The organism is Providencia sp. AGC89 (genome assembly GCF_053543535.1).
In genome coordinates, this window is record NZ_JBIXLP010000060.1 from 346703 (window position 1) to 373324 (window position 26622).

Genomic DNA, 26622 nt, shown 5'->3' on the forward strand with positions numbered 1-26622 from the left:
AGCTGCTATCGGTTCACTTGTAATACTCATTAATTCCCACCTACTCTCATTGCTTTTCGCTGACCCAATATACACCACTTGGTTCTACTGCGAGAAACTCACTGTGCAGCTGTTCAAGTGTTTTTTGCGGGTCTAAATCCGCAAATTGCTCAGGATAAAACCATTTAGCAAATACTTGTGTCGCAATCACATTGTATGGAGAGTTATAGTAGTTATGCCAGATAGCGTAATCTTGCTTATCTTTAATGGCTGATAATGAATTAATGCCTTTACGTTCTGTGACCCTTTTTAGACTTTCTTTCGCATCAATTAAAGTACCTTGAGCGCCTAATTGAACACCAACATCTTTGCTACCCGGTGCTTTGACACCAGATGCGATATAAATACTGGGGTCTGATGCAATGACCTTCTCAAGGTTCATTGTACCTAATGCGCCGGGCAATACCCCCTTAGCAATATTTTTCCCACCCGCTAAGTCAATAAAGTTCCCCATGTTACCGTCACCTGCAGTACCACAACAATCTTCAAAAGCACCGGCTCTTAATTCAATGAACACCGTCGGTTTTTTATCTTCCGGAACTTTAGCGGTAATATCGGTGACTAGCTTTTGGTTTTTTTCATAAAAATCGATATATTTATTGGCTACCTGTTCCCGATTTAACGCTTGACCGAGTAAACGCATACTCGGCAATGTATTTTTCAATGGGTTGTCACGGAAATCGACAAAAATGACAGGCACACCCGCTTTTTCTAACTGGTTCACTAATTCACTATTTTTGCCCGGACCATGCCCTGACAGACCAAAAATGGCGATATCGGGATTTAGTGTTAATACTTTTTCTGAACTGACACTATCGGCACTGGTATTACCAATTAGAGGAATATTATCAATTTCTGGAAATTTCGCTTTATAAACCGCATACGTTTGCGGGTCTAATTTACGCAAATCCCCTTGCCAGCCTACGATACGTTCAATGGGTTTATCACCTTCAAGGAGAGCTATAGCGCTAAATAAACGCCCTTCGCCAAGTAAAATACGATTAACATTATCAGGAACTTCAACAGTACGGCCTGCAACATCAGTTACAGTAGCGGCCCACGAGTTCAAACTTGCACTCACTAATAATGCTAAACTTATTCCTTTTACTACCGACCTAGCTACTGATTTCTTGGCTACCGACGACATAGTATTAAGCTCCACCATCAACCTCATTGACTGAATTTTTTATTGCGGTAACAATAAAGCAAATAAGAATACTTATCAATACGATTATTGAATCTAACATGACTTAACTCAATGAAATTGTGTGAGCCATATCGAAAAGTTATGCATCTTGCCAAATTAACCTGCTAATTTGGCACTTCTAACATTTTATTCTGGCGTGATAAAAAAATAGCACCTCAATGGAGGTGCTATTTTAGTAAACAAGATACGAATTTTATTTATCTAAATTTTCTTTGTAACTTGGAAAGTTCATGTCTTTATAGCGAATAAATGTGGTTTTTCTGGCAATTTTATAACCAAACCATATGGCTAAAAATAGCGGAATTCCGATATAAGTCGCTGTTACCCCAACCCAATCAATCCTATCTTCTAAGAAGGCTTGATAGTTCTGACCTAACGTAATCGTTAAACATAAAATAAATGCAAAAATAGGGCCGACCGGGAAGAAGCCTGAGCGATATGGTAAATCGTTAAGATCTTTACCTTGTGCGATGTACCCTCTACGGAAACGATAATGGCTAATCGCAATTCCTAACCATGCAATAAAACCCGTCATTCCCGACGTATTCAATAACCATAAATAAACGGTTTGATTACCGAACATCGAACTTAAAAAGCATAGACCGGCAATAATTGTTGTAGCTAATAAAGCATAGCGTGGTACGCCACCTTTTGATAGGCGGGCAAAAATACGCGGAGCTTTACCTTCACGCGCTAAGGTATACAACATACGGGTGGATGCATACATCCCTGAGTTACCCGCCGATAAAACCGCGGTTAAAATGACGGCATTCATTACTGCCGCTGCGGAGAGTAAACCTGCATTTTCAAATACCAATGTAAATGGACTTACACTGATATCTTTAACGTCATTACGCAATAAATTAGGGTCGGTATAAGGAATGATCAAACTAATAATCAGAATTGCAAAAATGTAAAATAACAGAATACGCCAGAAAACCTTACGTACCGCTTTTGGAATATTTTTTGCCGGATCTTTTGATTCCCCTGCAGCAATACCGATTAGTTCAGTACCTTGGAAGGAGAAACCAACAATCATTGCAACACCAATCATCGCTGAAAAGCCACCAGCAAAAGGTGCATCACCGATTTCCCAATTATGCCATCCTGCATTTTCTGCACCATTCATGATGCCGAAAATCATTAACACGCCCACGACAATAAAAATAATGACGGTAGTGACTTTAATTAAGGAGAACCAATATTCAGCCTCACCAAACCCTTTAACTGAAATAAAGTTTAGCAAGAAAATAATAGCAAGGAATATTGCACTCCAAATCCAGCCGGGGGTATCTGGGAACCAATAAGTCATCACTAATTGCGCTGCTACAAGGTCAACCGCAATAGTGACCGCCCAGTTATACCAATAGTTCCAACCTAATGCGAAACCAAAGCCTTCATCAACATACTTAGCACCATAGGTCGCAAATGAACCTGAAACTGGCATATAAGCAGCTAACTCACCTAAGCTGGTCATTAAAAAGTAAACCATTAAACCGATGATAGCGTATGAAAGAAGTGCCCCACCAGGACCTGCCTGTGCAACGGTTGCACCTGATGCGACAAATAAACCGGTACCGATTGAGCCCCCGATAGCAATCATCGCAAGGTGGCGTGCTTTTAATTCACGGCGTAGCTTTTGTGGGCCGCCTTGCGAGATAGTATTGGTATGTTGTTCTGACATTTGTTCCCTGTATTTTATTATTCAGCTAATATCGGAGGAATTCTAGCAAAATAGACTGCCAGAACTAAGCAACTCTTTGCTGTTATAAGATACCTTCATAATCCGTAGCAAATTATAAGTAAAACGCGTTATCGCAATCACAACACATTCATTGCAATCCTCTAAATATTTTGGCTTGTCGCTAGACGGCAAATGAGACTATCCAAGGAGCATACACCAGTATGTGACTTGGATAGTCGATTACAGCCAACAACGCGACAAGTTAAAAGATGACGAGGATTTTTAATTACAGTAGGCTAGCAAATTAGTAATCGCGTTCGAAAGGTGCTTTTGACGATGGTAAATCAAATATAAGGTTCTTTCTAATTGCAGTTCTTCTATTTCTAATTCCACTAATGAACCATTTTCCAATTGTTCTTCAATAACACGCCTTGATAAACAACTGATCCCCATACCGAAACGAACAGCGTGTTTAATCGCTTCTGAATTTCCAAGCTCCATTAAAATATGAAACCCGGGAAGGTGAGCAAATAATAGTTGGTCAAGAACGTCTCTTGTCCCTGAGCCCCTTTCCCGCAAAATCCATGGAGCATCTTGTAAATCTTTTAGTGATACTTTTTTATTTGCTAGTGGGTTTTGTGGTGAAGCAAAAACAACCAATCCATCTTTTAACCACGGTTTAGAAATCAACTCAGGGCTATGGCAAACCCCCTCGATTAAACCGACATCGGCTCTAAACTCCATGACACCTTTGATAACTTCTTCTGTATTACTAATAAACAGTTCCAAAGGAATATCAGGGTGGTCATGACGATAACCCGCTAAAATTTCCGGTAGCATATAGTTGCCAATCGTCGTACTTGCTGCGAGACGCACGGCGCCCATCTCTTTCTTAAATAATTGCTCGACTTCTAACCCTTGTTCTAATAATGCTAATGCTTTAGGGTATAAAAGCCTTCCGTGCTCGTTTGTAACAAGTCGTTTACCCACGCGGTCAAATAGCTGAACACCTAATTGACCTTCTAAATCCGTTAGCGACGCACTTACTGCAGATTGAGAAAGTGCTAATAATTGAGATGCTTGCGTCGTGGAGCCACTTTTTAATACTTCCGTGAAGACCTCAAGTTGCCTAAGTGTAATTCGCATAAAGGTAAGCCCCAACGTGATTTTTAGTATTTGTAATAATATTGTTAATATTAATGATTTATTAGCAATATTCCAGAAGAAACTTATAATCAATTTTTTCGATAGATTATACACAAATAATGAATTTAAATTATTATTGATTTTATTATATGCTTATTACCAAATCTTATAAGCGGTAATGAAGAGCATTGTCATGAATAAAAGTGAAGCTAACAGCTTAGAGCAAAATAGCCTGCATCCTATTTTTAAATTAATACCAGGCATTATTTTAGCTGGTATTTTAACGGCTATCTCAATTTACCTCGGCGAACAGCCTTGGTTTATGGATATCGGTTTAGGTGCATTAACCCTTGCTATCTTATTAGGCATCGTTGTTGGTAATACTTTTTATCCTGTTGCGAGCAAATCTTGTGACAGTGGTATTAAATTTGCTAAGCACTATTTCCTTCGAGCGGGGATCATTCTGTACGGGTTCCGTCTTACTTTTCAGCAAATTACTGATGTAGGTGCAACAGGCGTCATCATTGATGCCTTAACATTAACATCGACATTCTTATTAGCTTATTGGCTGGGTAAAAAAGTATTCGGTCTTGATGAAGAAACAACATTGCTGATTGGTGCAGGAAGCAGTATTTGTGGTGCTGCAGCAGTCATGGCAACTGAACCGGTGGTAAAAGCCTCCGCAAGTAAAGTCGCGGTTGCCGTTTCAACTGTCGTCATATTCGGGACAATCTGTATATTTGTCTACCCTTGGATGTACCAATTAAATGCCCACTTTGGTTGGTTCCCTGCGACTGAAGAAACATTTGGTATTTATATTGGCTCAACGGTTCATGAAGTTGCACAAGTTGTTGCTGCTGGTCACACCATAGGTACTGACGCAGAAAATGCATCCGTGATCGCTAAAATGATCCGTGTCATGATGCTTGCACCGTTCTTAATTATTTTATCTGCCTTTTTGAGTCGAAAAGCAAGCCACAATCAAACGGCAAGCAACCAAAAAAGCAAAATTACTATTCCTTGGTTTGCTGTATTCTTTATCGTTGTAGCAGGTTTTAATTCATTACACTTATTGCCTAGTGTATTAGTTCAACAAATCATCGCATTAGATACTATTTTACTCGCAATGGCGATGGTCGCATTAGGCTTAACCACCCATGTTAGTGCCATTCGCCAAGCAGGTATTAAGCCGTTACTGATGGCATTGATTTTATTTGTTTGGTTAATTGTGGGTGGGTTATTAATTAATGTGATGATCCAAAATATCTTTTAACGATTTATATTCTTATTATTAGCCACCTTAACCGGTGGCTTTTTTGTTGATTTCATTTATTAGCTTATTAATGGCATACTCCCACAAAAAGGAGTCAAAAATGAAATATATTGGAGCACACGTCAGCGCATCTGGTGGCGTTGATCAGGCTGTTATTCGCGCCCATGAACTCGAAGCAACGGCTTTCGCGTTATTCACTAAAAACCAACGCCAGTGGAAAGCCGCACCACTAAGTGAAGAAGTGATCCGCAAGTTTAAAGATAACTGTACAAAATACGGTTATGGCAAACAGCAAATTCTCCCCCATGACAGTTACTTAATAAACTTAGGTCACCCAGAGTTTGAAACTTTGGAAAAATCACGGGTTGCATTTATTGATGAAATGCAACGTTGTGAACAATTAGGCATCGGTTTACTTAACTTTCATCCAGGAAGCCACTTAAAAAAAATTGAGGTTGATGACTGCTTAGCTCGAATTGCCGAGTCGATTAATATTGCTCTTGCTGAAACAGAAGGTGTCACTGCTGTTATTGAAAATACGGCAGGGCAAGGTACTAACTTGGGGTTTGACTTCACTCACTTAGCTAAAATTATTGAAGGTGTAAAAGATAAAAGCCGTGTTGGCGTTTGTATTGACACTTGCCACGCGTTCGCAGCAGGTTACGATTTACGCACGATTGAAGATTGCGATAACACCTTTACACAATTTTCTGACATTGTCGGTTTTGAATTTCTGAAAGGAATGCACCTTAATGATGCAAAAAGCGAATTCGCCAGCCGTGTTGACCGCCATCATAGTTTAGGTGAGGGAAATATTGGCTTCACACCATTCACCTACATTATGCAAGATAAGCGTTTTGATGGTATCCCTTTGATTTTAGAAACGATCAACCCAGATATTTGGCCGCAAGAAATTGCATGGTTGAAATCTCAGCAACAAAACTAATACTTTATTGTTAAGCTCTAGGTTAGCCCTAGAGCTTGACTATAATATCGAAAACACCACATTGTTAATGCCGCGAACTGGCTATTTTTCACCAATTACAATGATTTCATCTCAATTTTAGCCATCATATCCGCTAATTTATTACGATTTTTTAACCCAACATCGGGCTGAGAAACTGATAACGCGGAAATAGCCGTCGCCATACGTAATGTATGCTCACTCGACTCCCCATTGAGTAAACCATAAGCAAGCCCAGCAACCATTGAGTCCCCAGCCCCTACCGTACTTATCACATCACAATGAGGTGGTTTGGCCAACCAAGACCCTGAGGCATTTACCCACAAAGCCCCTTCTTCTCCTAATGAAATGACAACATGAGAAATGCCCTTATCACGTAATTCATGGGCTGCTGCAATAACATCTTTTAAATCAGGAAGTTTTCTACCAACCCAGCTCTCTAATTCATGTCTATTCGGTTTTACTAACCAAGGTGATGCTTTAAGACCGGCTTTCAAGGCCTCTCGGCTACTATCAAAAATAATACATGGACATAATTGCCGAAGTCTGGTCATCCAACGAGTAAATTCTTCAGGGTCAATACCATTTGGTAAACTGCCGCTAACGACAACCATATCAAAATGGCCTAGCCAATTTAATGACTCTGTAGAAAAGCGGTTCCAATCCTCTTTACTTACATCAAAACCTGAAAAATTAAAATCTGTTGATTCCCCATTATTTTCAGTAAGTTTTACATTAATACGTGTACGTCCCGGTACCATACTAAAGCGATTAGCCATCCCATTTTCACTGAAAAAATGTTGGAATTCTTCTTGGTTATCCTTCCCCATAAAACCACTAACTGTGATATCAATGCCTAAATCACGCAGCACTTTCGCTACGTTTACACCTTTACCACCCGCATTGAGGCTAGCGGTTTTGACTAAATTGACTTCACCAACTTCGATTGTAGAACACAGCCCTACAAGGTCGTAAGCAGGATTTAATGTAATTGTAGCAACCCGGCGAGTCATAACCACTAATCTCCCTTATCATGATTATCGTATCTTAAAATATAATCATAGTTATAACATTAAAGCATATTGTTTTCAGTGATATTTGTATTTTTCCCTGCTTGTTTTTCTGTTGTACCATGGCAAAATCAGCGCGCTAAAAAATAAAATAATCAGGAGAAAATATGTCTGAGCCTGTTAACGTCGTCGTCGGTGTCGGTGTGATCATCACCAATTCGCACGGGCAAATACTCATGGGTAAACGCAGCAGTAAACATGCCCCTTACTGGTCAATTTTTGGGGGGCATGTTGACCCTGGGGAAACATTCGAACATTGCGCTATTCGTGAAATAAAAGAAGAAATCGGTATTGATATTCAAGCACCAACCGTATTTGGTATCAGTAATAACTTGCAAACTTATCAACAAGAAGGGAAGCATACGGTCTCTATTTGTATGCATGTTGAATACAATGGTGAAGTTGCACCTCAAATAATGGAAACAGACAAATGTGAAAGCCTAATGTGGGTTTCACCTGATGCATTACCTGAGCCTCACTTTGAAGCCAGCCGCAATGCCATTGACCTTTGGCTAAACCAGAATCTTTATCACCATAAAGCCTAATATTAACCTTTAACGTATAAACGATTTTGTTTGTACGTTTTTTATTCATCTCTTTCTTATTACTCGCTTTTTCCTATTTAATTGCCTTTACCATATTTACAACGTCATGTGCTTACCGTATCATTTAGCTAGTACAGTGAAACATTCTATTAGGAGCCACCATGGCCGTTGATACTACAACACAACACAAACGCCCTTCCATCTTGGGTGGTGCAATGATTATCGCAGGGACTGCAGTCGGTGCGGGTATGTTTTCAATTCCAATGGTGACTTCAGGTGTATGGTTTTCAGGCTCAGTCGTGTTATTAATCTATACATTTATTTGTATGTTACTTTCGGGATTAATGATCCTAGAAGCAAATATGAATTACCCTGCTGGAGCCAGTTTTCACACTATGGTCAAAGACCTGTTGGGAACAACTTGGAATTCAATTAATAGCTTATCCGTCACCTTTGTTCTCTACATACTGACTTACGCCTACATTTCCGCGGGTAGTTCTATCATTACCGCAAACTTGTCAGGTCATATACAAATTCCACAAGCGGGTGCAGGCTTTATTTTTGCCTTCATCGTCGCTTTTATTGTTTGGCTTTCTACTCGTGCTGTAGATAGGTTAAGTACTATTTTAATCGGTGGTATGGTTATCACATTTATCATGTCAATTGGTGGGATGATCTCAACGGCATCTCCTGCCATTTTATTTAACCAAGTTGAACAAAGTGATCATCAGTATTTACCTTACGCTCTCGCCGCATTACCTTATTTATTAACCTCTTTTGGTTATCATGGCAATGTACCTGGGCTAGTTAAATATTATAATAAAGACAGTCGCAGTGTAGTCATGAGTTTAGTGTTTGGAGCAACCATTACGGTTGTTATCTATATCTTGTGGCAGTATGCCATCCAAGGCAATATCCCACGCTCTGCCTTTATTGAGATAAGAGAAAGTGGCAATAATATTGATGCCCTGTTGACTCAAATGAATATCTCGACGAAAAACAGTTTTATTTCACAATTCCTAAACTTGTTTTCTTATATGGCGTTAGCCAGCTCATTCTTAGGTGTCTCTCTTGGCTTATTTGATTTTATTGCAGACTTCTTTAAATTTAAGGACAATCAACAAGGGCGTTTCAAATCTGTTTTAGTCACCTTTGTACCGCCTACCATCCTTGCGTTAATTTTTCCAAATGGTTTTATTTATGCCATTGGTTTTGCAGGGCTAGCAGCAACCATCTGGGCGGTAATTGTCCCTGCTCTAATGGCAAAAGCGAGCCGTGTACGCTATCCAAATAATAGTTATAAAGCACCTGGTGGAACATTTATTATTGTTTTCGTTATCTTATTTGGTGTGATTAATGCTGTAGCACATTTGTTATCTTTAGCTGGTTTACTCCCTATTTATTAACGGCCTTTGGTGAATATCGCTTTTACGCAATATTCACCATTCCCTTTCCCATAAAATTTTTCACCGAAAATTAACCGCAACATCTTGCCTAATCGCTTATCTGCGAGTAATTTTGTCGCACTCTTTTTGACAATCCCAAAGAAGGTTATTTATGGCCAAGGCCAATGAAATTAAACGCGGTTTAGCAGTTAACTATAATGGCAAATTACTACTTGTAAAAGATATTGATATTCAAGCACCTAGTGCTCGTGGCGCAAGTACCTTGTATAAAATGCGTTTTACAGATATCAAAACTGGCCAAAAAGTTGAGGAACGTTTCAAAGGAGATGATATTTTAGAAACGATTTCGTTAACACGCCGTGGAGTGACTTTTTCTTATATTGACGGTGATGAATATGTTTTTATGGATAATGAAGACTACACTCCTTACATGTTCAAAAAATCAGATATTGAAGAAGACCTATTGTTCATCCCTGAAGAGGGTTTGCCCGGAATGCAAGTGCTTACCATAGAAGGTCAAGTCTTGGCTTTAGAACTTCCTCAAACCGTTGATATGGTCATAATGGAAACAACACCTAGCATTAAAGGTGCATCAGCTAGTGCCAGAACTAAGCCTGCGACTATGGCTACAGGGCTTACTATCCAAGTTCCTGAGTATTTATCGAGTGGCGAAAAAATTCGTATCCATATCCCTGAACGCCGTTATATGGGGCGTTGTGATTAATTACAATATGTTATCTAACCTATGACCTTATATGCCTATGAATTAATTGTTCATAGGCATATGCCACAATCACTTAGCATTATCCCCTCCTAACGACCTGCTCTTCGGCTTCACTCATGTTTAATCATATTTAATCGTATAGATTCCCAATGTATGGTCTTTGTTTATCCAATTAAACTCTTGAGTTCCCTTTGAATTAGGAAGTAGTGTTGTTTGCCCTCTGAGTTTTCGAATATCAACAGACGTCGTTTTTTCATCTCCAGTATCACTCCAACATTTGGTTATCACACTTTTAGGCGTTGCTTCTATCATGCAAGGTGGCGCGACAATCGCTCCTGTAAATAAAATGACACCAGAGCTAGCACGTTTCATCCCACTATTTTTTGATGCTACTGCCGAAAAACTTGAAACCAATACTGTTACTGTAAAAATAGTCGCTACAATTTTTTTTACTGAGTTATCCATAAGAATCGCCCTCTTAAAGTTAAGTTATCGTCACTTTTCGTGATTTATTTATACTTAAAATATTTTTCACTCTGCGTGACTGAGGACGACATACTAATCTCAACGAAATATTAGTGATTTCATTTATAGTCGTAGTTTTTTATTTTTTTGAATCGTTATTACTCAAAATAAAATCACCTATTTAAATGACTTTTTTATTACCACACGAAATGCAACATCTTTAGAATTTTATCTATTAAAATCAGCCCTATATATTGTAAAAAACGTCATATTTATTGTTTACAAATCATTTTTGTATTTAACTTATAAAATAAGTATTTATTAATATGAAAAAAAACCTTGCTACTAAAATTTACCTATCCCCCAAACAGTTGATAGCTGCGGGTCGGCAACGTGCTTGCTATCAACATCCAGAGTATGATGATTTATGCATCAAAGTGCATTTAAATGGGAGAAGTGATAAAGAAACGCTACGAGAAATACGCTATTACAAGCGGTTATATAAAAAAAGTTTAAGTACCAACACTATTTCTCATTATTATGGAACCCAAGAAACTAATTTCGGCTTAGGGTATGTTTTCCAACTCATTAAAGATAAAACAGGGAATGTTTCACATACATTAGAGTATTACCTAAAAAATAAAAACATACTTTTAAAACATAAAAAAAATATGAGAATTGCCTATGAACAATTTAAAAAAACAATCTATGAAGAAGCCATAGCAACAATGGCACTAAAAACTTATAATATTGTTTATCAATTAGGCTATAAACCTCACGGCCAATTTTTTATTATTGATAACCTTGGTTCAGCCAATTTGATCCCCCTAGATTATTTTTCAGCCACTATTGCGCGTTCAACATTAAATCGTCGTTTCGCAGATTTTGAAAATCGGCTTTATAGAGAATTTCAAATCAAAATATAGTTTTCAATACCTGTCTTACTACCATTCATTTTTTAGATTTAAAATTAATCAAAACTTCAATATAAGTATTTTTTGTTATCAGAATACTGATAAATAAACAGTAGCTATGATTTTTTAAAGTCAATCACCTAACGGCCACCTATAATTAGTGCATGACTTGATGACTAAAAACCTTTCTAACTTAGATAAATTTAAACTTCTTTACATTAGAGGTAGATGTTAGGCATTTACTTCGTAAATAGACTGAAACAAGACGTAAGAAAATGTGAACAAGTTCATACTTTATTTACTCAAAACGGTGCAATACCGCGCAAAATGCCCTTACATATGATAGAAATCACATAAACCAATAGTGAATAGGCAGTTCTATCTAATGTTTTGTAAATTATAGACCTATTGCCTCGCCATTTCGGCTTTGTTTATGTATGCTCTTTAAGGTTTATTTTCAGGCTTGTTAGGCTACCAATTCACGTAAAATTATTTTAGTAAATATTGGTATCTGTTCTATACTCAATAAGTCATTGAAAATGGCTAAAGCGTACAACACCTAGTTTGGGTTGTTTGCTATAAATTGTTGTCATAAACATTTCTTGCGAAAAACACACTCTTATCGCCAAATGCGTTTTTCACAAGGATAGGTTTAATTTTGTCGTGTCTATTTACACGATAATGCGATAAAAGAATGGTAAGGGATATATATAAGAATGTTAACATCTGAAAAACTTAAGCGCTATGCTTGGCGCATTGTACCGGCAATTGCTATCGCCGTGACACTCTCAGCATGTACCAATCCTAAGTCAGCTAAGAATACACAAAATACTGCTAAATCAGATGTACGTATGTTAAATGGTTCCGCGGGGGACTCTTTAACTATGGCATCTCAAGATGAATTCGAAGAGCTAGTACAAAGTGTTGATACTAAATCCAAAATCATGAACCAATATGCAAGCTGGAAAGGTGTTGCTTATCGCCTCGGTGGCACAACCAAAAAAGGTGTGGATTGTTCAAGCTTTGTTCAGCGCACATTTTTTGAACAGTTTGGTGTGGAACTCCCTCGCACAACCTCAGAACAAGAGTACTCGGGTAAAAGCGTAAAACGTAATAATTTAAAAGTTGGCGATATCGTTTTATTTAAAACAGGTCGCACAATGAAGCATGTTGGGATCTATATCGGCGATCAAAAATTTGTTCACGCCTCCACAAGCAGTGGCGTTATTGTTTCTGAAATGACGAATTCCTACTGGAGCAAAAGGTACTACGCTAGCCGTCGGATCATTAACGGGTCCTAACTTTCTGCCATACCTTATCCCCTTACCAATAAAAAAGCTTCCAAGTAATAGATACTGGAAGCTTTTTTATTGGTAATTCATATTTAATTTCTGAGCCTAGCGGTTGTTATTTAACGCCATCAAAAAAATGAGAGACGCTGTACGCAAAAGTGCCTAATAATATCAGTCTGTATTTTAGTAAAGCAACTTAGCAGCAGAGCAAATCGCCACCGCCTATCACCGATACATTAGCAATAACGTAAATCAATAAATAACCCATATATATTTATTTGCACTCAAATTAAGCACAATAAAAACCAGATGATAGCTCTGCAATAGCCACACCAGAGGCTTTCAAACGACACATAGCTGCTAATTCATCATTTGCGTGAATGAACAAGCACACTTCTTTCTGCCACTCCAAAATAGCATTAGCAATTTGCATATCCGATAACGACTCAGATAACTGCTGCATCGCAATACAATCTGTTGCACAGTCATGACTAAGTAATTTTAGCCCCACAAGCTTATCGCTATCGACATCATTCATAGGTACGACTTCAACATCAGTCCCTATTTTGCCTGATAACCAGCGGTAGCTTTGCGGTAGCCTGTGCACCACCGAAAGACCTGATTTTTCCACAAAGATATCCTATTAAAACATTTTAGTATTTAGCCAAGTGACCCGGGGGTTACCGCCCCACTAGACCTAACACGAGGATCGAACCAACCCTATTACGCTTATATACTATTTAAACGTGAATAAAACCCTCTTTAAACTAACTCATCGTTCAAACCGAGTTTTTAACAACCACAAAAGTAACAGTAATGTTAAATTCTAAAACCTAAATATAACATTAAAAATACAACATGTCGTTAAATTTTTGTGACACAAATCATTGCACATCAATTTTTATGGTAAATTAATTAAATATTAAATTTTTTTTGATATTTGAACTCAACATTCACCACAAAACACCTAACTTTTTTTTACATCTTTGACATAAAAACCGCAATAACTAAGCTATTTTTTGAAGTACGCACAAATTTTTGCCAACTTGTTACAGCAAAGAATACGGTGTGATAAAAAACATAAATTTAACAAATTACCTACTAACGGTAATTGATTTAGATCATTTTTCACCAAATATTTTAATCCCCCTACTTTACTATTCGTATTTAACGAGTTAAAGGTAGCTATAAACATTGAGAATAGCTGTATCTTATGAGATGAACTGAATCAATTCGGAATAATCGGACAAAAGGAAGGATAGACATCTATGACATTTTCAGTTTCATCCGTGAAACTGAAAAATTAATGAAATTACTTTGTTCTTTTCGCCAATAAAACAAATAGCATGGATAATGCAACACAAGCCACCATTGACCCAACCATTGGCCATGCATTTTTAGCGGGTATCAAAGATAACAATGTTCCGACCAGAGCCCCAATTGAAAAACGAATGGTTCCAGCTAAGGAGGAGACAGTCCCTGCTATATGTGGGTAATTATCCAAGATAACAGCCATTGCGTTTGATGTGATCATCGCTATCCCACTAACATAAATGGCCACACCAATGACTAGAGTCCAAAAATCCAGCGCAAAAGCAGTCGTCGCTAACAACCATAACCCCATCACAAATTGGATAATAATGCCAAAGTACAGCATTTTTTCCGCGCCAAAATGCCTAACGTAGCGGCTATTTATTGTGGTCATAATAAATAGAAAAATAATATTGATACCAAAATAGTAGCCAAAATGCTGCGGTGACACGCCATTTAAATCAATATAAACAAATGCGCCCGCATTTAAGAACGAGAACATACCAGCGAAAGAAAATGAGCTAGCTAATATATAGAACAAAACCTGTTTAGCTCTAAATAACGTCGCAAACTGCCTGAGTGTAGTGCCGACATGGAATTTCTGCCGTTTAGCGGCAGGTAGTGTCTCTCGCACAAAACAACTCACTAAAATAACCGCTATCACTGCTGCGATTGCAATGCTCCAAAAAATCGCATGCCATGAGAACCAACGCATTAGTTCTCCCCCAAGGATCGGGGCTAATAATGGTGCAATCGTCATGACTAACACCACAAATGACATGCTTCTTGAAAATTCGTCACGAGTGAACATATCGCGCATTAATGCGTTAATCACCACACTCGCAGCCGCAGCAGCAAACCCATGTAAGAACCGTAACCAGATCAATGATTCAATGGATTCCGTGATTGCACAGGCAGCAGATGCAATAGCAAAGACAATTACACCACCTAAAATTACTGGCTTACGCCCAATGCTATCCGCCATCGGACCATAGAATAGTTGCCCAATAGCAAAACCAAAAATGTAGCTGTTAAGCGTCATCTGAATACGCCCTTCATCTACATTAAAATAATGCATCATCGTCGGAAAGCTAGGTAGGTACATATCGATAGCCAATGGCATTAACATCGATAATAAACCTAAAATTAATATCAGCCCCAAATAGGATGAACGCTGCTGTTGCACTCTTTAAACTCCTGCATTTTATTTACGTGATACATTAATACTGTTAATTTCAGCTTCAGTTAACGGCCGATACTCACCGGGCTCAAGCGAATCATCGAGCCATATTTCCCCGATTCGTTCCCGATACAAGCCGCAAACATGGTTACCCACCGCTGCAAACATACGTTTTACCTGATGGTAGCGCCCTTCGCTAATCGTCAATCTAACATCACGCGGACTAATGATTTCAAGTTTGGCTGGCTTAGTGACGGTTTTTTCACCGTTAAGCATTACACCTTGCTCAAACTGTGCAGCCACGTCATTTGCGATATCGTCACTTAATTGCACACGATAGGTTTTCTCACAATGATGTTTTGGTGATGTAATCCGATGAGACCATTGCCCATCATCAGTTAGCAATACTAACCCTGTCGTATCAATATCTAAGCGCCCTGCTGAATGAAGTTTTTGAGCGAGCGGCTCATCGATAAAATAAAGTATAGTGGGATGCGTTGGGTCATCTGTCGAGCAAATATACCCTTGGGGTTTATGCAACATAAAGTAACGAGGCCCCGTTACTTGCACAAGAACATTGCCATCATAAGCGACTTCATGGTCGGTCGTAACTTGAAAGGCTCCCGATTTGACGATTACATCATCAACTGTCACCAGCCCTGAGCGCAATTCACGCGCTACCAAACTGCGGCTTATCCCTAATTGCTGGGACAAAAATTTATCCAGTCGCATAGATTCTCTTAACTTGATGGAATGCCAGTGAGGCGTACAATAGCACTCAACTGTCAGAATATAGAATGAAAGGTTGCTGTGATTATTATCACATAATTCATTATATCAATAACCCTAGTGAAGGGATAGTTTCCTAGCAGCAACTCAGATCTTTAGACAGAGCCATGGTTTTAAATTAAATTTAACGCCTTTTTCCCAACTTATTAACTCTATACTGAATAATATGTCTTTTGTTTTACGTCCTTATCAACAAGAAGCCGTTGATGCAACAGTGCATTATTTCCGCAAGCACACCCAACCTGCGGTTATTGTTCTACCTACTGGCGCGGGGAAAAGCTTAGTCATCGCAGAGTTAGCTCGCCTTGCGCGTGGTCGTGTTCTTGTGTTAGCCCATGTTAAAGAACTCGTTGAGCAAAACCATGGAAAATACCTCGCTTATGGCTTACAGGCTGATATTTTTGCCGCTGGACTGAATCAAAAAGATTCACAAAGTAAGGTCGTATTTGGGAGTGTACAATCGGTTGCCCGGAACCTTGATGCTTTCAATACTCACTTTTCTTTAATTATCATTGATGAATGCCACCGTATCAGCCTGAATGACAAAAGCCAATACCAGCAAATTATTCAAGCCTTACAAATTCATAACCCTACGTTACGTATTTTGGGGTTAACAGCGACGCCTTATAGGCTTGCCAGTGGCTGGATTTACCAATACCACTATCATGGTATGGTGCGGGGCGATGAAAACTGTTTTTTCCGTGAATGTATTTATGAATTGCCACTACATTATATGATTAAAAATAAGTTTCTCGTCCCTCCTGAACGGTTGGATATGCCCGTTTTGCAATATGACTTTAGTCAGGTTTCACTGAGCTCATCTGGTATTTTTAATGAACAAGAGCTCAATTTATCACTTAAAAAGCAACAAAGGATCACGCCAAAAATCGTTTCTCAAATTGTTGAGTATGCATCGCCATTACAAGGCTGTATGATTTTTGCGGCAACAGTAGAACATGCAAAGGAAATACTGGGTTATCTACCTAAAAATACGGCTGCGCTTGTGACGGCAGATACCCCCGCTGCTGATAGGCAAGACATCATTCAACGTTTCAAAAACAAGCAATTACATTATTTAGTCAATGTTTCTGTATTAACCACGGGCTTCGATGCCCCCCATGTTGATGTAATAGCTATTTTACGCCCTACCGAATCCGTAAGCTTGTATCAACAAATTGTCGGCAGAGGCCTGCGACTTGCCACCGGGAAAACAAAATGCCTCATTTTAGATTATGCAGGCAACCCTCATGACCTATTTCGACCGGAAGTCGGCTCAAGTAAACCCAATTCAACGAGTGTACCCGTGCAAGTTTTTTGCCCATTATGCCAATTTGCCAATACTTTTTGGGGGAAATGCACTTCTGATGGGCAAATTATCGAACACTATGGTCGTCGCTGCCAAGGTTGGGAAGAAAATCAACACGGACAAAAACAACAATGTGAATTCCGTTTTCGATTTAAACAGTGCCCCCATTGTGGCGCAGAAAATGATATTGCCGCACGTCGTTGCCAACAATGCCAAGAAGTCCTCACTGACCCTGATGATATGCTAAAAGCTGCACTTAAATTAAAGGATGCCCTAATTTTACGTTGCGGTGGGATGCAACTGTTGACAGGGCATGATGCAAAAGGTGAATGGCTTAAGATTAATTATTATGATGAGGACGGAACCAGCGTTTCTGAAAGGTTTCGTTTAACAACACCAGCTCAGCGACAAGCCTTTGAATTTCGATTTTTACGCGAACATCAACGTGCGCCTGGAGTTCCATTTAAGTGGAATAATGCTAATGATATTTTATTACAACAATCATTATTACGTTATCCACAATTTATCGTGGCTCGGAAAAAAGAACGCTATTGGGAAATACGTGAAAAAATCTTCGATTATCAAGGGCGTTTTCGCGTTGCTGACAGCCTATCTTAAAGCTAAGGCGATCTTAATGATTGCTGGATGGCGGATTTTTCGTTAAAATGCCGCCCGCCTTCATATATCACATTCTCTGAATGAAATATTCTTAGGCCAAATCTCGAACCTGCTGCTGGGTCGCCTGTAGCAGGATTTATCTTTTCTTTTTATAGAGAAATAGTAATGTTAACTATCAATGCAATTGAACGTAAAGAGCAGGGTAAGGGTGCGAGCCGCCGCCTGCGCAGAGATAACCAACTTCCAGCTATCGTTTACGGTGGCAACCAAGAGCCTATCTCTGTGACTTTAAGCCACGATGAAATCATTAACCAAGAAAGCAAAGCAGAATTTTACGAAGTTCTGAATCTGGTTATCGATGGTAAAGAAACTAAAGTAAAAGTTCAGGCTGTTCAACGTCACCCATTTAAGCCAAAAGTGACGCACATTGACTTCCTGCGCGCTTAATTAAAGCCCACAGCCGAGCTTTAGAAATTTCGGGACGCCGAGTAAATAACGCCGCAATTGCGGCGTTATTTATTTCTAGGGTATTTATTTTTAGCTTTCGCTATTCTGGCAAAGAACTAATTTCCCTTCAGTAATTTTACTTACTACCACGTCGTTGTAACTGGTCACGCAAATTAGGTGGGGTACCACGAATAGTTAATGTATCAGTTACTGGGTCCCAAAAAATACGCTCCCCCATCAACATAGCATCGAAACTGATAGTGATCCCCCCTCCACTTCCTGAAAATTTGGTCAGTTGCTTTAGTGTTCCTCTATCAGCAGGAAAACTTTCTTCTAGTTGATAATCATTTTGACGTGCGAAATCATCAAAGCTTTGCTCTTCCACCATTGGCAACTCTTTTGCCAATGCCTGCAATTCAATTTCCTCGCCTGATTGAAGTTGTTCAGTACAATAACTATGGACTTGCTGGCGGTACGCTTGGCGCGTATTTTTATCCATTTGAGCATTGTCACAAAAATCATCTAACGCTTGAACTAACCCCTTATTTTGTACTTTTGCGTTTAACCCTTCAGAAGCCGCCAAGAAATCCATAAAGAAATCAGAGACTTTACGCCCTACCCGCCCTTTTAAAAAGGTTAAATAACGTTTTGATTCAGGGTTTGTTTCCCACTCGGTTAAATCAATACGAGCGACAATATCCGCATGAGGTATATCTAAATAATGTGTCGTTCCTAAATCTAAAGTGTCCGTGACAAACATGCTATCGCAACTACTCAAAACTGAAATCAAAAGATATTCAACAGCAAGGTAGCGATACTGACAGAAAAGAACGATCCCCCCTTCAGCAAAAGGGTATTTAGCGAGTTCATCCTTTAAACGTACCGTCATCGCACGGCTGAAACCTAAAAACTCTTCTTCACCTTTACGCAGTAACTTTAAAGCATCAGCCAGTTCACTTTCTTCATTAAACTCACCGAATGCTTTACTTTTTGCACTATAGACTCGGTGTAATTCTGCCATCATGTCCTGTACGACATCATCCGCTGTTAATAAAGAATCCCGTAACATCACCTCAAGGGTTTGTTCATCCCGCTTAATCAACTGATGTAAAGCTATCTGGGTAATTTCCAGACTCATTGTTGGCTCCTTTTTTATAGCAGAAATATTGTCGCGCGTATTCAAACACTGATATTATCACTCTGCAATAGAAACTATCATTTGTTCTTTTTTCAACCTCAAAATGCTGAACTAATACGCACTTTACGAATCTGAATAAACATTATTATCACTTAAACGAAAATTTGTTGCGAAGAAAGAAGAAAAAACAGCAGCTATACGCTATGATATGGAGCTTTCATTAATTTAGGATGTCTCAATTTATGCCACAATCATCTCGCTATAGTGATGAAAAAGTTGAAGGTTTACTTTCTGACCTCGTGAGTGTGTTAGAAAAAAACCATACACCTGTTGACCTTTCCCTTATGGTGTTAGGTAATATGGTAACGAATCTGCTCAATACTTCTGTTGCGCCAGCGCAACGTAAAATGATTGCAGAATCCTTTGCAAACGCATTACTTTCTTCTGTTAAAGAAGATCAATCACACTAATTGATTAATGAAATAAACAGTATGGTCACCCACCTGCGCTACCGTGACAAAGTCTCTGCCATGATTGGTTGGGGACACTGGTTTGCACTATTCAATATACTGCTTAGTCTTGTACTAAGCAGTAGCTATCTGTTTATTTTTGATTGGCCAGATACCTTAACTGGTCGTGTTTATGCTTTCGTCAGTTGGTTAGGTCATTTTAGTTTTGTGGTCTTTGCCGCTTACCTACTCATTATTTTTCCACTGACCTTTATTGTGATGTCTCAGAGGCTACTGAGGCTACTTTGTGTTGCCCTTGCGACAGCAGGGATGACACTGTTAATTTTTGATATACGTGTTTTTAGTCAGTTCGGCCTTCACCTAACACCACAAGTTTGGGATCTCGTCATCAACCCAACCAAGGGGGAGATGGCCCGTGAATGGCAGTTAATGTTTATTAGCATCCCTATTATCTTTCTACTTGAGATGCTATTTGCCACTTGGAGCTGGCAAAAACTTCGTAGCCTAAACCGGCAAACTTTTGGTAAACCGCTTGCGAGTATTTTTATTGTGACTTTTATTATGTCGCACCTTATGTATGCTTGGGCTGATGCCAACTTTTATCGCCCTATTACTATGCAACGCTATAATTACCCATTATCGCAACCAATGACGGCACGTAAGCTACTTGATAAGTATGGTTTATTAAACTTAACCGAACATCAAAACCGCGTATTCCAACAAGGTAGCCCTACGGCATTGAAACTAAACTACCCACTAAAACCGTTAAGTTACTATGACCAAGGTGCTGGCTATAACTTATTGTTGTTAGTGATTGATGACCTCGGGGACAAGTCCCAGCAGGATTCAATGAATTCACTTAATGCGTTTAAAGAGATTAGTACGCAATTTACCAACCACTATACAACGGGTTTGCGTAACGATACCGCATTATTTGGCTTATTCTATGGAATATCATCAACTTATTTTGATAACATTTTAAACGGTAGGCATCCATCCGCTTTAATTTCGGCTCTGCAACACCAAGGTTATCAATTTGGTTTATTCTCGACCGATGGATTCAATTCACCTTTATTTAGGCAAGCTATTTTATCTGACTACTCGTTACCTGCAAAAACTGCAGATAACGACAATTTAACCATCTCACAATGGAATCACTGGCTAAGTAATTTGAAACACGATTCCCCTTGGTTCTCTTTCCTTAATATTAAAGGGGCCCCTGGTAGCGCAAAAACCAATGAACAAATTAACAGTGTGATGGCTACATTAAAACGTGATGGTCGCTTACAAAATACCATTGTTATCGTGACTGCAAATTACAATAATAATGGAAAAGCAGAAAATGAATGGTTGAATAATAAACGCTTCAATCGTGACAAAATGCAAGTGCCATTATTTATTTATTGGCCAAATACACCCGCTCAACAGATTGATAAGCTTACAAGCCATCAAGATGTAATGACCACGTTAATGCAGCGTTTATTACATGTAAACAACCCGCCTGATGATTATAGTCAGGGTGAGGATTTGTTTAGTAATCAACGCGTTTATCCATGGGTGATCACTGGTGACAATGATGATGTCGTTATTACTACCGATACCGCCACGCTCTATATGGATCATAATGGTCAGTTTAATATCTACGATAAACAAGGGGCTATCGAAAAAGACGAAAAACCAGATTTGGCTGAGCTGTTGAAAATTTTCACAGAATTAAAGCGTTTTAATGAGAATTAATGCTTAAATATCAACCAGTCGTATCATTAGTCTATTGCTTTTAGAGACAAATTGAGTAGTATAAAACAAAGTTCGGCATGTAGCGCAGCTTGGTAGCGCACCGTCATGGGGTGTCGGGGGTCGTAGGTTCAAATCCTATCATGCCGACCAACTTTTTCTAGGAAAACCAACCACTTAAGGTTGGTTTTTTTATACCTAAATTTTAAGCGGGGTAAAATGGGGGTAAAACTCCATCGCAATAGTTTCTATTTCAATATCAAAGTGCCCCAACCACTCAAGCTGGCGCATTAGTGTTTATTTGCAGACATTGATAGGAATGAACCTAATACAAAAAAGTACTTAATAAGATTTGCTTCACGTTCCCCTGCTGGTTTTAATTCATGGTAACTAACCGTAAAGACCAAAATAAAGCCAAAATCCCCAATTAAGAAGCGTATTAAGATTACAAGCCTAGAAGTGATAGATTCCCACTGAGTATTAGGTTAGCAAGAGTACAAATTGAAGTGAACAAAAAGGCCGCATAAGCGGCCTAATACGGAATATAAGCTATACAGAAACTGTATTATTCAACCAGAAAATTGACATCTAAGCTACCGCGGTATTTTCCTGGAGCTATTTTTCCATTAACGCATAAAGCAAAGTTTAACCCTTGGATAAAATTTCCCCCAACGGAGCTATAAACCTGCTTACTTTTCGTATAATTAATGGCTTGAGAAGAGTCAGCAATACAAACTTCATCACCTTTAGCAGTCGCATCAATCGATGTGGCTATATAAGGCAAATCATCTGAATTTCCATCTAACGGGTCCAGCACCATTCCAGTATAATTTCCATCCACTAGAGTATTGTTTGGCTTAATAGAGATCAAATACTTACCAGTATCTGGACAATTAACATTAACCTGAGCAAGAGCATTAGCTAAATTCTTAGGACTTGGATAAGTCCCCGCTAACTGTACCCCGAAATCAATCTTCGTGTTTGTTATTGCGGATACTTTACATGTATCAACAACAAATATCCCCATGTACTGATGCTCACCAATAAATACCGCTTCAGATTTATCTTTAGGGTATCCATCTCCATACCCATTTCGGTGGGCCATCATAATAGTATCATCTGCAAGGTAGCGCCCTTTTTTTAAGGGCTGTGGAGCATATGCTGAATAACTTGTTATAACACCTGTAAATTTAGCGGGGTGAGTAAAAGTAGTATATAAAACTCCAGGTGTACCTGACTTAGGTTCGAGCCCAAAATCAAAATAACCACTATAGTTTATACCGTACGGCACATGGTACATACCTTTTGATGAGCTTATTTTAGAATGCCTTAATGAAAACGATGCAGTTTCCCAGCGCACTCCTGAACTCCAATCATAAGGAATATTATATCTAGCGTATGTAGTGGAAAACACCCCATTTATCAATAATATTATACGGTTGCTCTCATCAAATTCATTAAATAACGAGATCCCATAGGCTCCTTCTTGAGGATAGTAGACAAATGCTGAATCAGGACCTTCCCTCCACTTCCATGTAATCAACTCAATAAATGGGAAATTTGGAAGTATATCACTGTTATTTAAAACCTGTTCAAAATAAACAGTACGCACAGGTGGGGAAACCTCACCTAAATACCCGATTGCTCCCACAGGTACACGTAAATCATTAGCATGAGAAGTAGCTATAATTCCTCCTAGTATTAATGCCACCGCCGACAACAAACCATTTATACACTTATTCATAGATGACCTATTATTTTTAATAATTTCACGTTTTATTAATTATATGGCTCTTTTCCTATTTGAGCATGAAATAACCACATAAGTTACAACAAAAAATTACACCAATCATGCGTTATAACAGAATTAAACACCAAGATAATAATTAAAAATAGTACATACACTATAAATAACAACATTGAAAAATCACTTAAAGACCGGCCTGTATAACACCAAAACACCGCCCATACACAATAACCCTAGAGCCTGTGCCCTATTTTTCCCCTTCATTTCCTGCTCTTTCAACTATTCTTCACGGAATTGCTCATCAAGTGAAAAATAGCCACATAAAACTCTCTACAACTTATCGCGGTAAGCTTTAACAAAGATAATGGTCGATATCTCAGAGGGATAAAGGTATAGGCAGGCGGTCATTACAGCATGTCGACAGTTGCGACTAATAACACTGTAGGTAATTAAAAGCTCGTTAGTAGCACCATTAAATTTAAGGACCGGGATATCGGGAAGCTCTAATTATATTCTCTTCCACTTGGCTTTACCGCCTTGTAGCGCCCAAACTCAGTAAACCACTTTTGAGCTTCTATCGCTTTTTTACTATTTCCTCCACATGTTCAGATTCTTCTTGTCCTAGTTCAGTGGCAACTTTTCTATCTTTCGCATTCAACTCACCAACACCTTCCCTACCGTTCAATAAGTAGCACACAGATATCGTCATTAATAAGTCATCAGAAGGATGAGTGATATCAGACTCGGGTGTGCCTACGTTCATTTTGTTATCAAGCCACTCAAAGTGGCGATAGATAATTGCGCTTGTTGTACGGTAATGTTCATTCTCAATTGGACCCACCAGCAGTTTCACGCCTTCTTGTGATTCAATCCAATTTGTCACTTCTAATTTTTAATTATCATTAAGAATTAGTATTGATTTACTTTTAGCGATAAAAAACGAATTAACGAGTTTAAAGTGTTAAGGTTCAACCCCTATCATAATGTTTTTTATATATAAACCAATTACTTATAGTTATCTCCTTATTCCTAAAGTTTACTAATGGTAAATCCTAGTAAAACCACTTCAATATTTATTTTAGCTGATAAAGTGGCAATTTCCTTTCCATCTCTGAATACTCTCAGCCTCAGTATATCTCTAGTATATAGATATACTCACCGGTACTGACCATCACATAACACATAAATAGTGCTGATTTATATATAACTTTGATTAAAAGTCATTTTTAGATTTGCTTGTCATTTCAAGTCAACAGCTTTAAAAAGAGATAAGAGAGCATAAGATAAACATTATGATAAGGCACCAAAAGTGACAAATTTATCTGTAATATAACTTATCACTTTTAGCTAGCTACTTTATTTGCTAACATAAGTAACACTGAACAGTTTATAATTTACACTATAGTAGGTTACTTATTATTTTTATAAATGTAGATATATAAACTACAAATACTGTTACTATTTAGTTGAACAATTAATGAGCAAAACAATGTCATTTTTAAAAAGTAAAACGGTATTAAGCATATTAGTTTTATTTACATTTTTTTCAATTATACATTATTCTATGGGTTATCATTTTAAGCCATTTTACGTCATCGCAATTACTGGGCTGATGGTATACCTGAATCAGTATCGTAAACTATATATAGCTATCATATTGTTCTATTCTTTCATTGCATGTTTATACTTTCCTGTTGGTGTACTTTACGGACCTCCTGATTATAATATTTTTTCATCTTTCTATTATACAAATACTGAAGAAGCTAAGGGCTTCATCACTAATATAAATTTAAAATATTATATCCTATCTGTACTTATTCTTGTCTTTGGCATACTAATATGTCAACTTAAGCTAAATACAAAGAAAATAACAAATATTATATCATTATCAATTTTTGTAATTATAACGATAATACAGCCCGTTAAAGCGGTTTATAATAATAGTATTAAACTGGTTTTAACATCAGGGTTGCCTGAAATTCGGTTTTTCACTGAAAGTTTATATTATTTAGATTACTTAGCAAAAGAAAAAAAATCTATCGAAGGAAATGATTCTTTTAGCAATGTTAGTGCAAACAATCCGTATGATACTTATGTTATCATTATTGGTGAAAGCGTTCGCCGTGACTTTATGCATAATTATGGTTTCCCAATCAACAATACTCCTTTTATGGATAGCATTAACGGTGTATTTTTTAATAACTATATTTCTGCCGCTGGTTCTACAAATCTCTCGTTATCGAGAAGTCTTTCAATATATCCCAAAATGCCCAATAATATTATTACACTAGCAAATAAGGCTGGGTTTTATACCACTTGGATTTCTAGACAAGGACAAAGTGGAAAACACGATGGCCCTGTTGCAACTATAGCAAAGAGAGCAGAACAAACTTACTTTGTAGGCGGAAAATCAAATATTGCTACAAATGTATCATCTGAGGATGGACCTGTTATTGATAAGTTTATACATTCCTTAGATAACCCCACACAGAAAAAACTGATTGTGATCCATTTGATTGGTAGCCATTCACCATTTTGTGCGAGAATTTCAAATTCATATCAGCAGTTTTATAAAAGCAAAGATTTATCTTGCTACGTACAAAGTATAAAAAACACTGATCTACTACTGTCTCAGATATATTCAGAATTATTAAAGAGCAAAAACTCGTGGTCTATGCTCTATTTTGCAGATCACGGTCTGTCTTTTATTGATAATCAACAAGATTTAATTCATGGTGATAAACGTAAACAAAATTTTGAAGTCCCTTTATTTATTACATCTTCTAATTCTGTTGACCGTGAAATAATATCAGCACAAAGAAATGGGCTTAATTTATTTCAATTATTTGCAGAGTGGTTGGATATTAATGCTAATAATATAAAACCCACATGTAAAATGCTATCCAATAATGATTGCAAAGGGCAAAGTAATGTGATCGATTTTGATCAACACATTATTGATTTTAATAAACTACCAAATGATGATATAAAATACCCATATCAGTATCACTAAAATATTCGTAGCCATTAGTTTATGTTTTTAGTCGATGAGTTCAACGCCTAGTCGGCTGGGTAACCCTAGTACTTCAAAACGTGAAATTTTCGCCTTGACTAGGCTAGTTTAGAATACTTTTCAATTAGGTCTATAGACAG

General features: G+C 38.1%; 23 protein-coding genes and 1 tRNA gene. 13 read left to right on the top strand and 11 right to left on the bottom strand.

Features of this window, described 5'->3' with window-relative positions; genetic code table 11:
* Positions 1-46 precede the first annotated feature (46 nt).
* The 3 genes from ACIPUA_RS10020 to yieE all read right to left on the bottom strand — a co-directional run bounded on the left by ACIPUA_RS10020 (position 47) and on the right by yieE (position 4076).
* The gene (locus tag ACIPUA_RS10020) at positions 47-1186 is read right to left on the bottom strand and encodes an ABC transporter substrate-binding protein (RefSeq protein ID WP_042843416.1); all 1140 of its coding nucleotides are present in this window, start codon (positions 1184-1186) and stop codon (positions 47-49) included.
* Positions 1187-1439: 253 nt separating this feature from the next.
* Complete coding sequence (locus ACIPUA_RS10025; RefSeq protein WP_071548173.1) at positions 1440-2930, bottom strand: amino acid permease; 1491 nt, start codon at positions 2928-2930, stop codon at positions 1440-1442.
* A gap of 282 nt (positions 2931-3212) precedes the next feature.
* Positions 3213-4076: a DNA-binding transcriptional regulator YeiE gene (yieE, locus tag ACIPUA_RS10030; protein ID WP_042843414.1), complete on the bottom strand. Its 864-nt coding sequence runs from the start codon at positions 4074-4076 to the stop codon at positions 3213-3215.
* A gap of 193 nt (positions 4077-4269) precedes the next feature.
* Between yieE and ACIPUA_RS10035 the strand changes: the two genes are divergently transcribed.
* Positions 4270-5349, top strand: a complete 1080-nt coding sequence (locus ACIPUA_RS10035) for a YeiH family protein (protein ID WP_048607451.1) — start codon at positions 4270-4272, stop codon at positions 5347-5349.
* Positions 5350-5449: 100 nt separating this feature from the next.
* A complete protein-coding gene (gene nfo / locus ACIPUA_RS10040) occupies positions 5450-6295 on the top strand; it encodes a deoxyribonuclease IV (RefSeq protein WP_449059617.1) in 846 nt (281 codons plus the stop codon).
* Positions 6296-6390: 95 nt separating this feature from the next.
* Here nfo and fruK read toward each other — a convergent pair whose 3' ends face one another.
* Positions 6391-7326 carry a 1-phosphofructokinase gene (gene fruK, locus ACIPUA_RS10045; protein ID WP_042844300.1) on the bottom strand — a complete coding sequence of 312 codons (936 nt, stop codon included), beginning with the start codon at positions 7324-7326 and terminating at the stop codon, positions 6391-6393.
* A gap of 164 nt (positions 7327-7490) precedes the next feature.
* On the opposite strand from fruK, the gene ACIPUA_RS10050 reads away from it, so the two are divergent.
* The 3 genes from ACIPUA_RS10050 to yeiP all read left to right on the top strand — a co-directional run bounded on the left by ACIPUA_RS10050 (position 7491) and on the right by yeiP (position 10058).
* Complete coding sequence (locus ACIPUA_RS10050) at positions 7491-7928, top strand: nucleotide triphosphate diphosphatase NUDT15 (protein ID WP_129466077.1); 438 nt, start codon at positions 7491-7493, stop codon at positions 7926-7928.
* Positions 7929-8089: 161 nt separating this feature from the next.
* Positions 8090-9334, top strand: coding sequence for a tryptophan permease (gene mtr, locus ACIPUA_RS10055; RefSeq protein ID WP_042843410.1), 1245 nt, complete (start codon positions 8090-8092; stop codon positions 9332-9334).
* Between the two features lie 151 nt (positions 9335-9485).
* Complete coding sequence (yeiP, locus tag ACIPUA_RS10060) at positions 9486-10058, top strand: elongation factor P-like protein YeiP (RefSeq protein ID WP_042843409.1); 573 nt, start codon at positions 9486-9488, stop codon at positions 10056-10058.
* 120 nt (positions 10059-10178) lie between these two features.
* Here yeiP and ACIPUA_RS10065 read toward each other — a convergent pair whose 3' ends face one another.
* Complete coding sequence (locus ACIPUA_RS10065; RefSeq protein WP_042843408.1) at positions 10179-10523, bottom strand: hypothetical protein; 345 nt, start codon at positions 10521-10523, stop codon at positions 10179-10181.
* Between the two features lie 326 nt (positions 10524-10849).
* On the opposite strand from ACIPUA_RS10065, the gene ACIPUA_RS10070 reads away from it, so the two are divergent.
* Positions 10850-11449: a YrbL family protein gene (locus tag ACIPUA_RS10070; RefSeq protein ID WP_048607453.1), complete on the top strand. Its 600-nt coding sequence runs from the start codon at positions 10850-10852 to the stop codon at positions 11447-11449.
* 704 nt (positions 11450-12153) lie between these two features.
* Positions 12154-12738 (top strand): bifunctional murein DD-endopeptidase/murein LD-carboxypeptidase, encoded by a 585-nt coding sequence (mepS, locus tag ACIPUA_RS10075; RefSeq protein ID WP_449059618.1) that lies wholly within the window; start codon positions 12154-12156, stop codon positions 12736-12738.
* Between the two features lie 280 nt (positions 12739-13018).
* Here mepS and ACIPUA_RS10080 read toward each other — a convergent pair whose 3' ends face one another.
* The 3 genes from ACIPUA_RS10080 to rsuA form a co-directional block, all read right to left on the bottom strand.
* Positions 13019-13360 (bottom strand): hypothetical protein, encoded by a 342-nt coding sequence (locus ACIPUA_RS10080; RefSeq protein ID WP_042843404.1) that lies wholly within the window; start codon positions 13358-13360, stop codon positions 13019-13021.
* Between the two features lie 681 nt (positions 13361-14041).
* On the bottom strand, positions 14042-15226 hold the full coding sequence (locus ACIPUA_RS10085; RefSeq protein WP_042843402.1) for a Bcr/CflA family multidrug efflux MFS transporter: 1185 nt from the start codon (positions 15224-15226) through the stop codon (positions 14042-14044).
* An 18-nt stretch (positions 15227-15244) separates the two neighbouring features.
* A complete protein-coding gene (gene rsuA / locus ACIPUA_RS10090) occupies positions 15245-15952 on the bottom strand; it encodes a 16S rRNA pseudouridine(516) synthase RsuA (protein WP_449059619.1) in 708 nt (235 codons plus the stop codon).
* 223 nt (positions 15953-16175) lie between these two features.
* Between rsuA and ACIPUA_RS10095 the strand changes: the two genes are divergently transcribed.
* Complete coding sequence (locus ACIPUA_RS10095; protein WP_042843400.1) at positions 16176-17933, top strand: DEAD/DEAH box helicase; 1758 nt, start codon at positions 16176-16178, stop codon at positions 17931-17933.
* A gap of 165 nt (positions 17934-18098) precedes the next feature.
* On the top strand, positions 18099-18380 hold the full coding sequence (rplY, locus tag ACIPUA_RS10100; RefSeq protein WP_217008343.1) for a 50S ribosomal protein L25: 282 nt from the start codon (positions 18099-18101) through the stop codon (positions 18378-18380).
* Between the two features lie 136 nt (positions 18381-18516).
* Here the strand turns inward: rplY and yejK are convergent, their stop codons facing one another.
* A complete protein-coding gene (yejK, locus tag ACIPUA_RS10105) occupies positions 18517-19518 on the bottom strand; it encodes a nucleoid-associated protein YejK (protein ID WP_042843397.1) in 1002 nt (333 codons plus the stop codon).
* A gap of 242 nt (positions 19519-19760) precedes the next feature.
* Here yejK and ACIPUA_RS10110 point away from each other — a divergent pair, with 242 nt between their 5' ends.
* The 3 genes from ACIPUA_RS10110 (at position 19761) to ACIPUA_RS10120 (ending at position 21875) form a co-directional block, all read left to right on the top strand.
* Complete coding sequence (locus ACIPUA_RS10110; protein ID WP_004911940.1) at positions 19761-19988, top strand: YejL family protein; 228 nt, start codon at positions 19761-19763, stop codon at positions 19986-19988.
* A 21-nt stretch (positions 19989-20009) separates the two neighbouring features.
* Positions 20010-21725 carry an LPS biosynthesis-modulating metalloenzyme YejM gene (gene yejM, locus ACIPUA_RS10115; protein WP_042843396.1) on the top strand — a complete coding sequence of 572 codons (1716 nt, stop codon included), beginning with the start codon at positions 20010-20012 and terminating at the stop codon, positions 21723-21725.
* 73 nt (positions 21726-21798) lie between these two features.
* Positions 21799-21875: transfer RNA gene (locus ACIPUA_RS10120), tRNA-Pro, on the top strand.
* A gap of 412 nt (positions 21876-22287) precedes the next feature.
* On the opposite strand, the gene ACIPUA_RS10125 is transcribed toward ACIPUA_RS10120, so the two are convergent.
* Both ACIPUA_RS10125 and ACIPUA_RS10130 read right to left on the bottom strand, forming a co-directional pair.
* Positions 22288-23466 (bottom strand): hypothetical protein, encoded by a 1179-nt coding sequence (locus ACIPUA_RS10125; RefSeq protein ID WP_449059620.1) that lies wholly within the window; start codon positions 23464-23466, stop codon positions 22288-22290.
* 577 nt (positions 23467-24043) lie between these two features.
* Positions 24044-24352 carry a hypothetical protein gene (locus ACIPUA_RS10130; protein WP_254178443.1) on the bottom strand — a complete coding sequence of 103 codons (309 nt, stop codon included), beginning with the start codon at positions 24350-24352 and terminating at the stop codon, positions 24044-24046.
* A 594-nt stretch (positions 24353-24946) separates the two neighbouring features.
* On the opposite strand from ACIPUA_RS10130, the gene ACIPUA_RS10135 reads away from it, so the two are divergent.
* A complete protein-coding gene (locus tag ACIPUA_RS10135) occupies positions 24947-26482 on the top strand; it encodes a phosphoethanolamine transferase (protein ID WP_449059621.1) in 1536 nt (511 codons plus the stop codon).
* Positions 26483-26622 lie beyond the last annotated feature (140 nt).

What these genes read in the sequence shown, in the direction of transcription:
- mepS (WP_449059618.1), top strand. Translation starts at nt 12,154, where the DNA reads ATGTTAACATCTGAAAAACTTAAGCGCTATGCTTGGCGCATTGTACCG.
- yeiP (WP_042843409.1), top strand. Translation starts at nt 9,486, where the DNA reads ATGGCCAAGGCCAATGAAATTAAACGCGGTTTAGCAGTTAACTATAAT.
- mtr (WP_042843410.1), top strand. Translation starts at nt 8,090, where the DNA reads ATGGCCGTTGATACTACAACACAACACAAACGCCCTTCCATCTTGGGT.
- ACIPUA_RS10025 (WP_071548173.1), bottom strand. Translation starts at nt 2,930, where the DNA reads ATGTCAGAACAACATACCAATACTATCTCGCAAGGCGGCCCACAAAAG.
- ACIPUA_RS10020 (WP_042843416.1), bottom strand. Translation starts at nt 1,186, where the DNA reads ATGTCGTCGGTAGCCAAGAAATCAGTAGCTAGGTCGGTAGTAAAAGGA.
- yejM (WP_042843396.1), top strand. Translation starts at nt 20,010, where the DNA reads ATGGTCACCCACCTGCGCTACCGTGACAAAGTCTCTGCCATGATTGGT.
- rplY (WP_217008343.1), top strand. Translation starts at nt 18,099, where the DNA reads ATGTTAACTATCAATGCAATTGAACGTAAAGAGCAGGGTAAGGGTGCG.
- rsuA (WP_449059619.1), bottom strand. Translation starts at nt 15,952, where the DNA reads ATGCGACTGGATAAATTTTTGTCCCAGCAATTAGGGATAAGCCGCAGT.
- ACIPUA_RS10070 (WP_048607453.1), top strand. Translation starts at nt 10,850, where the DNA reads ATGAAAAAAAACCTTGCTACTAAAATTTACCTATCCCCCAAACAGTTG.
- ACIPUA_RS10095 (WP_042843400.1), top strand. Translation starts at nt 16,176, where the DNA reads ATGTCTTTTGTTTTACGTCCTTATCAACAAGAAGCCGTTGATGCAACA.
- ACIPUA_RS10135 (WP_449059621.1), top strand. Translation starts at nt 24,947, where the DNA reads ATGAGCAAAACAATGTCATTTTTAAAAAGTAAAACGGTATTAAGCATA.
- ACIPUA_RS10065 (WP_042843408.1), bottom strand. Translation starts at nt 10,523, where the DNA reads ATGGATAACTCAGTAAAAAAAATTGTAGCGACTATTTTTACAGTAACA.
- ACIPUA_RS10125 (WP_449059620.1), bottom strand. Translation starts at nt 23,466, where the DNA reads ATGAATAAGTGTATAAATGGTTTGTTGTCGGCGGTGGCATTAATACTA.
- nfo (WP_449059617.1), top strand. Translation starts at nt 5,450, where the DNA reads ATGAAATATATTGGAGCACACGTCAGCGCATCTGGTGGCGTTGATCAG.
- ACIPUA_RS10110 (WP_004911940.1), top strand. Translation starts at nt 19,761, where the DNA reads ATGCCACAATCATCTCGCTATAGTGATGAAAAAGTTGAAGGTTTACTT.
- ACIPUA_RS10050 (WP_129466077.1), top strand. Translation starts at nt 7,491, where the DNA reads ATGTCTGAGCCTGTTAACGTCGTCGTCGGTGTCGGTGTGATCATCACC.
- yejK (WP_042843397.1), bottom strand. Translation starts at nt 19,518, where the DNA reads ATGAGTCTGGAAATTACCCAGATAGCTTTACATCAGTTGATTAAGCGG.
- ACIPUA_RS10035 (WP_048607451.1), top strand. Translation starts at nt 4,270, where the DNA reads ATGAATAAAAGTGAAGCTAACAGCTTAGAGCAAAATAGCCTGCATCCT.
- fruK (WP_042844300.1), bottom strand. Translation starts at nt 7,326, where the DNA reads ATGACTCGCCGGGTTGCTACAATTACATTAAATCCTGCTTACGACCTT.
- yieE (WP_042843414.1), bottom strand. Translation starts at nt 4,076, where the DNA reads ATGCGAATTACACTTAGGCAACTTGAGGTCTTCACGGAAGTATTAAAA.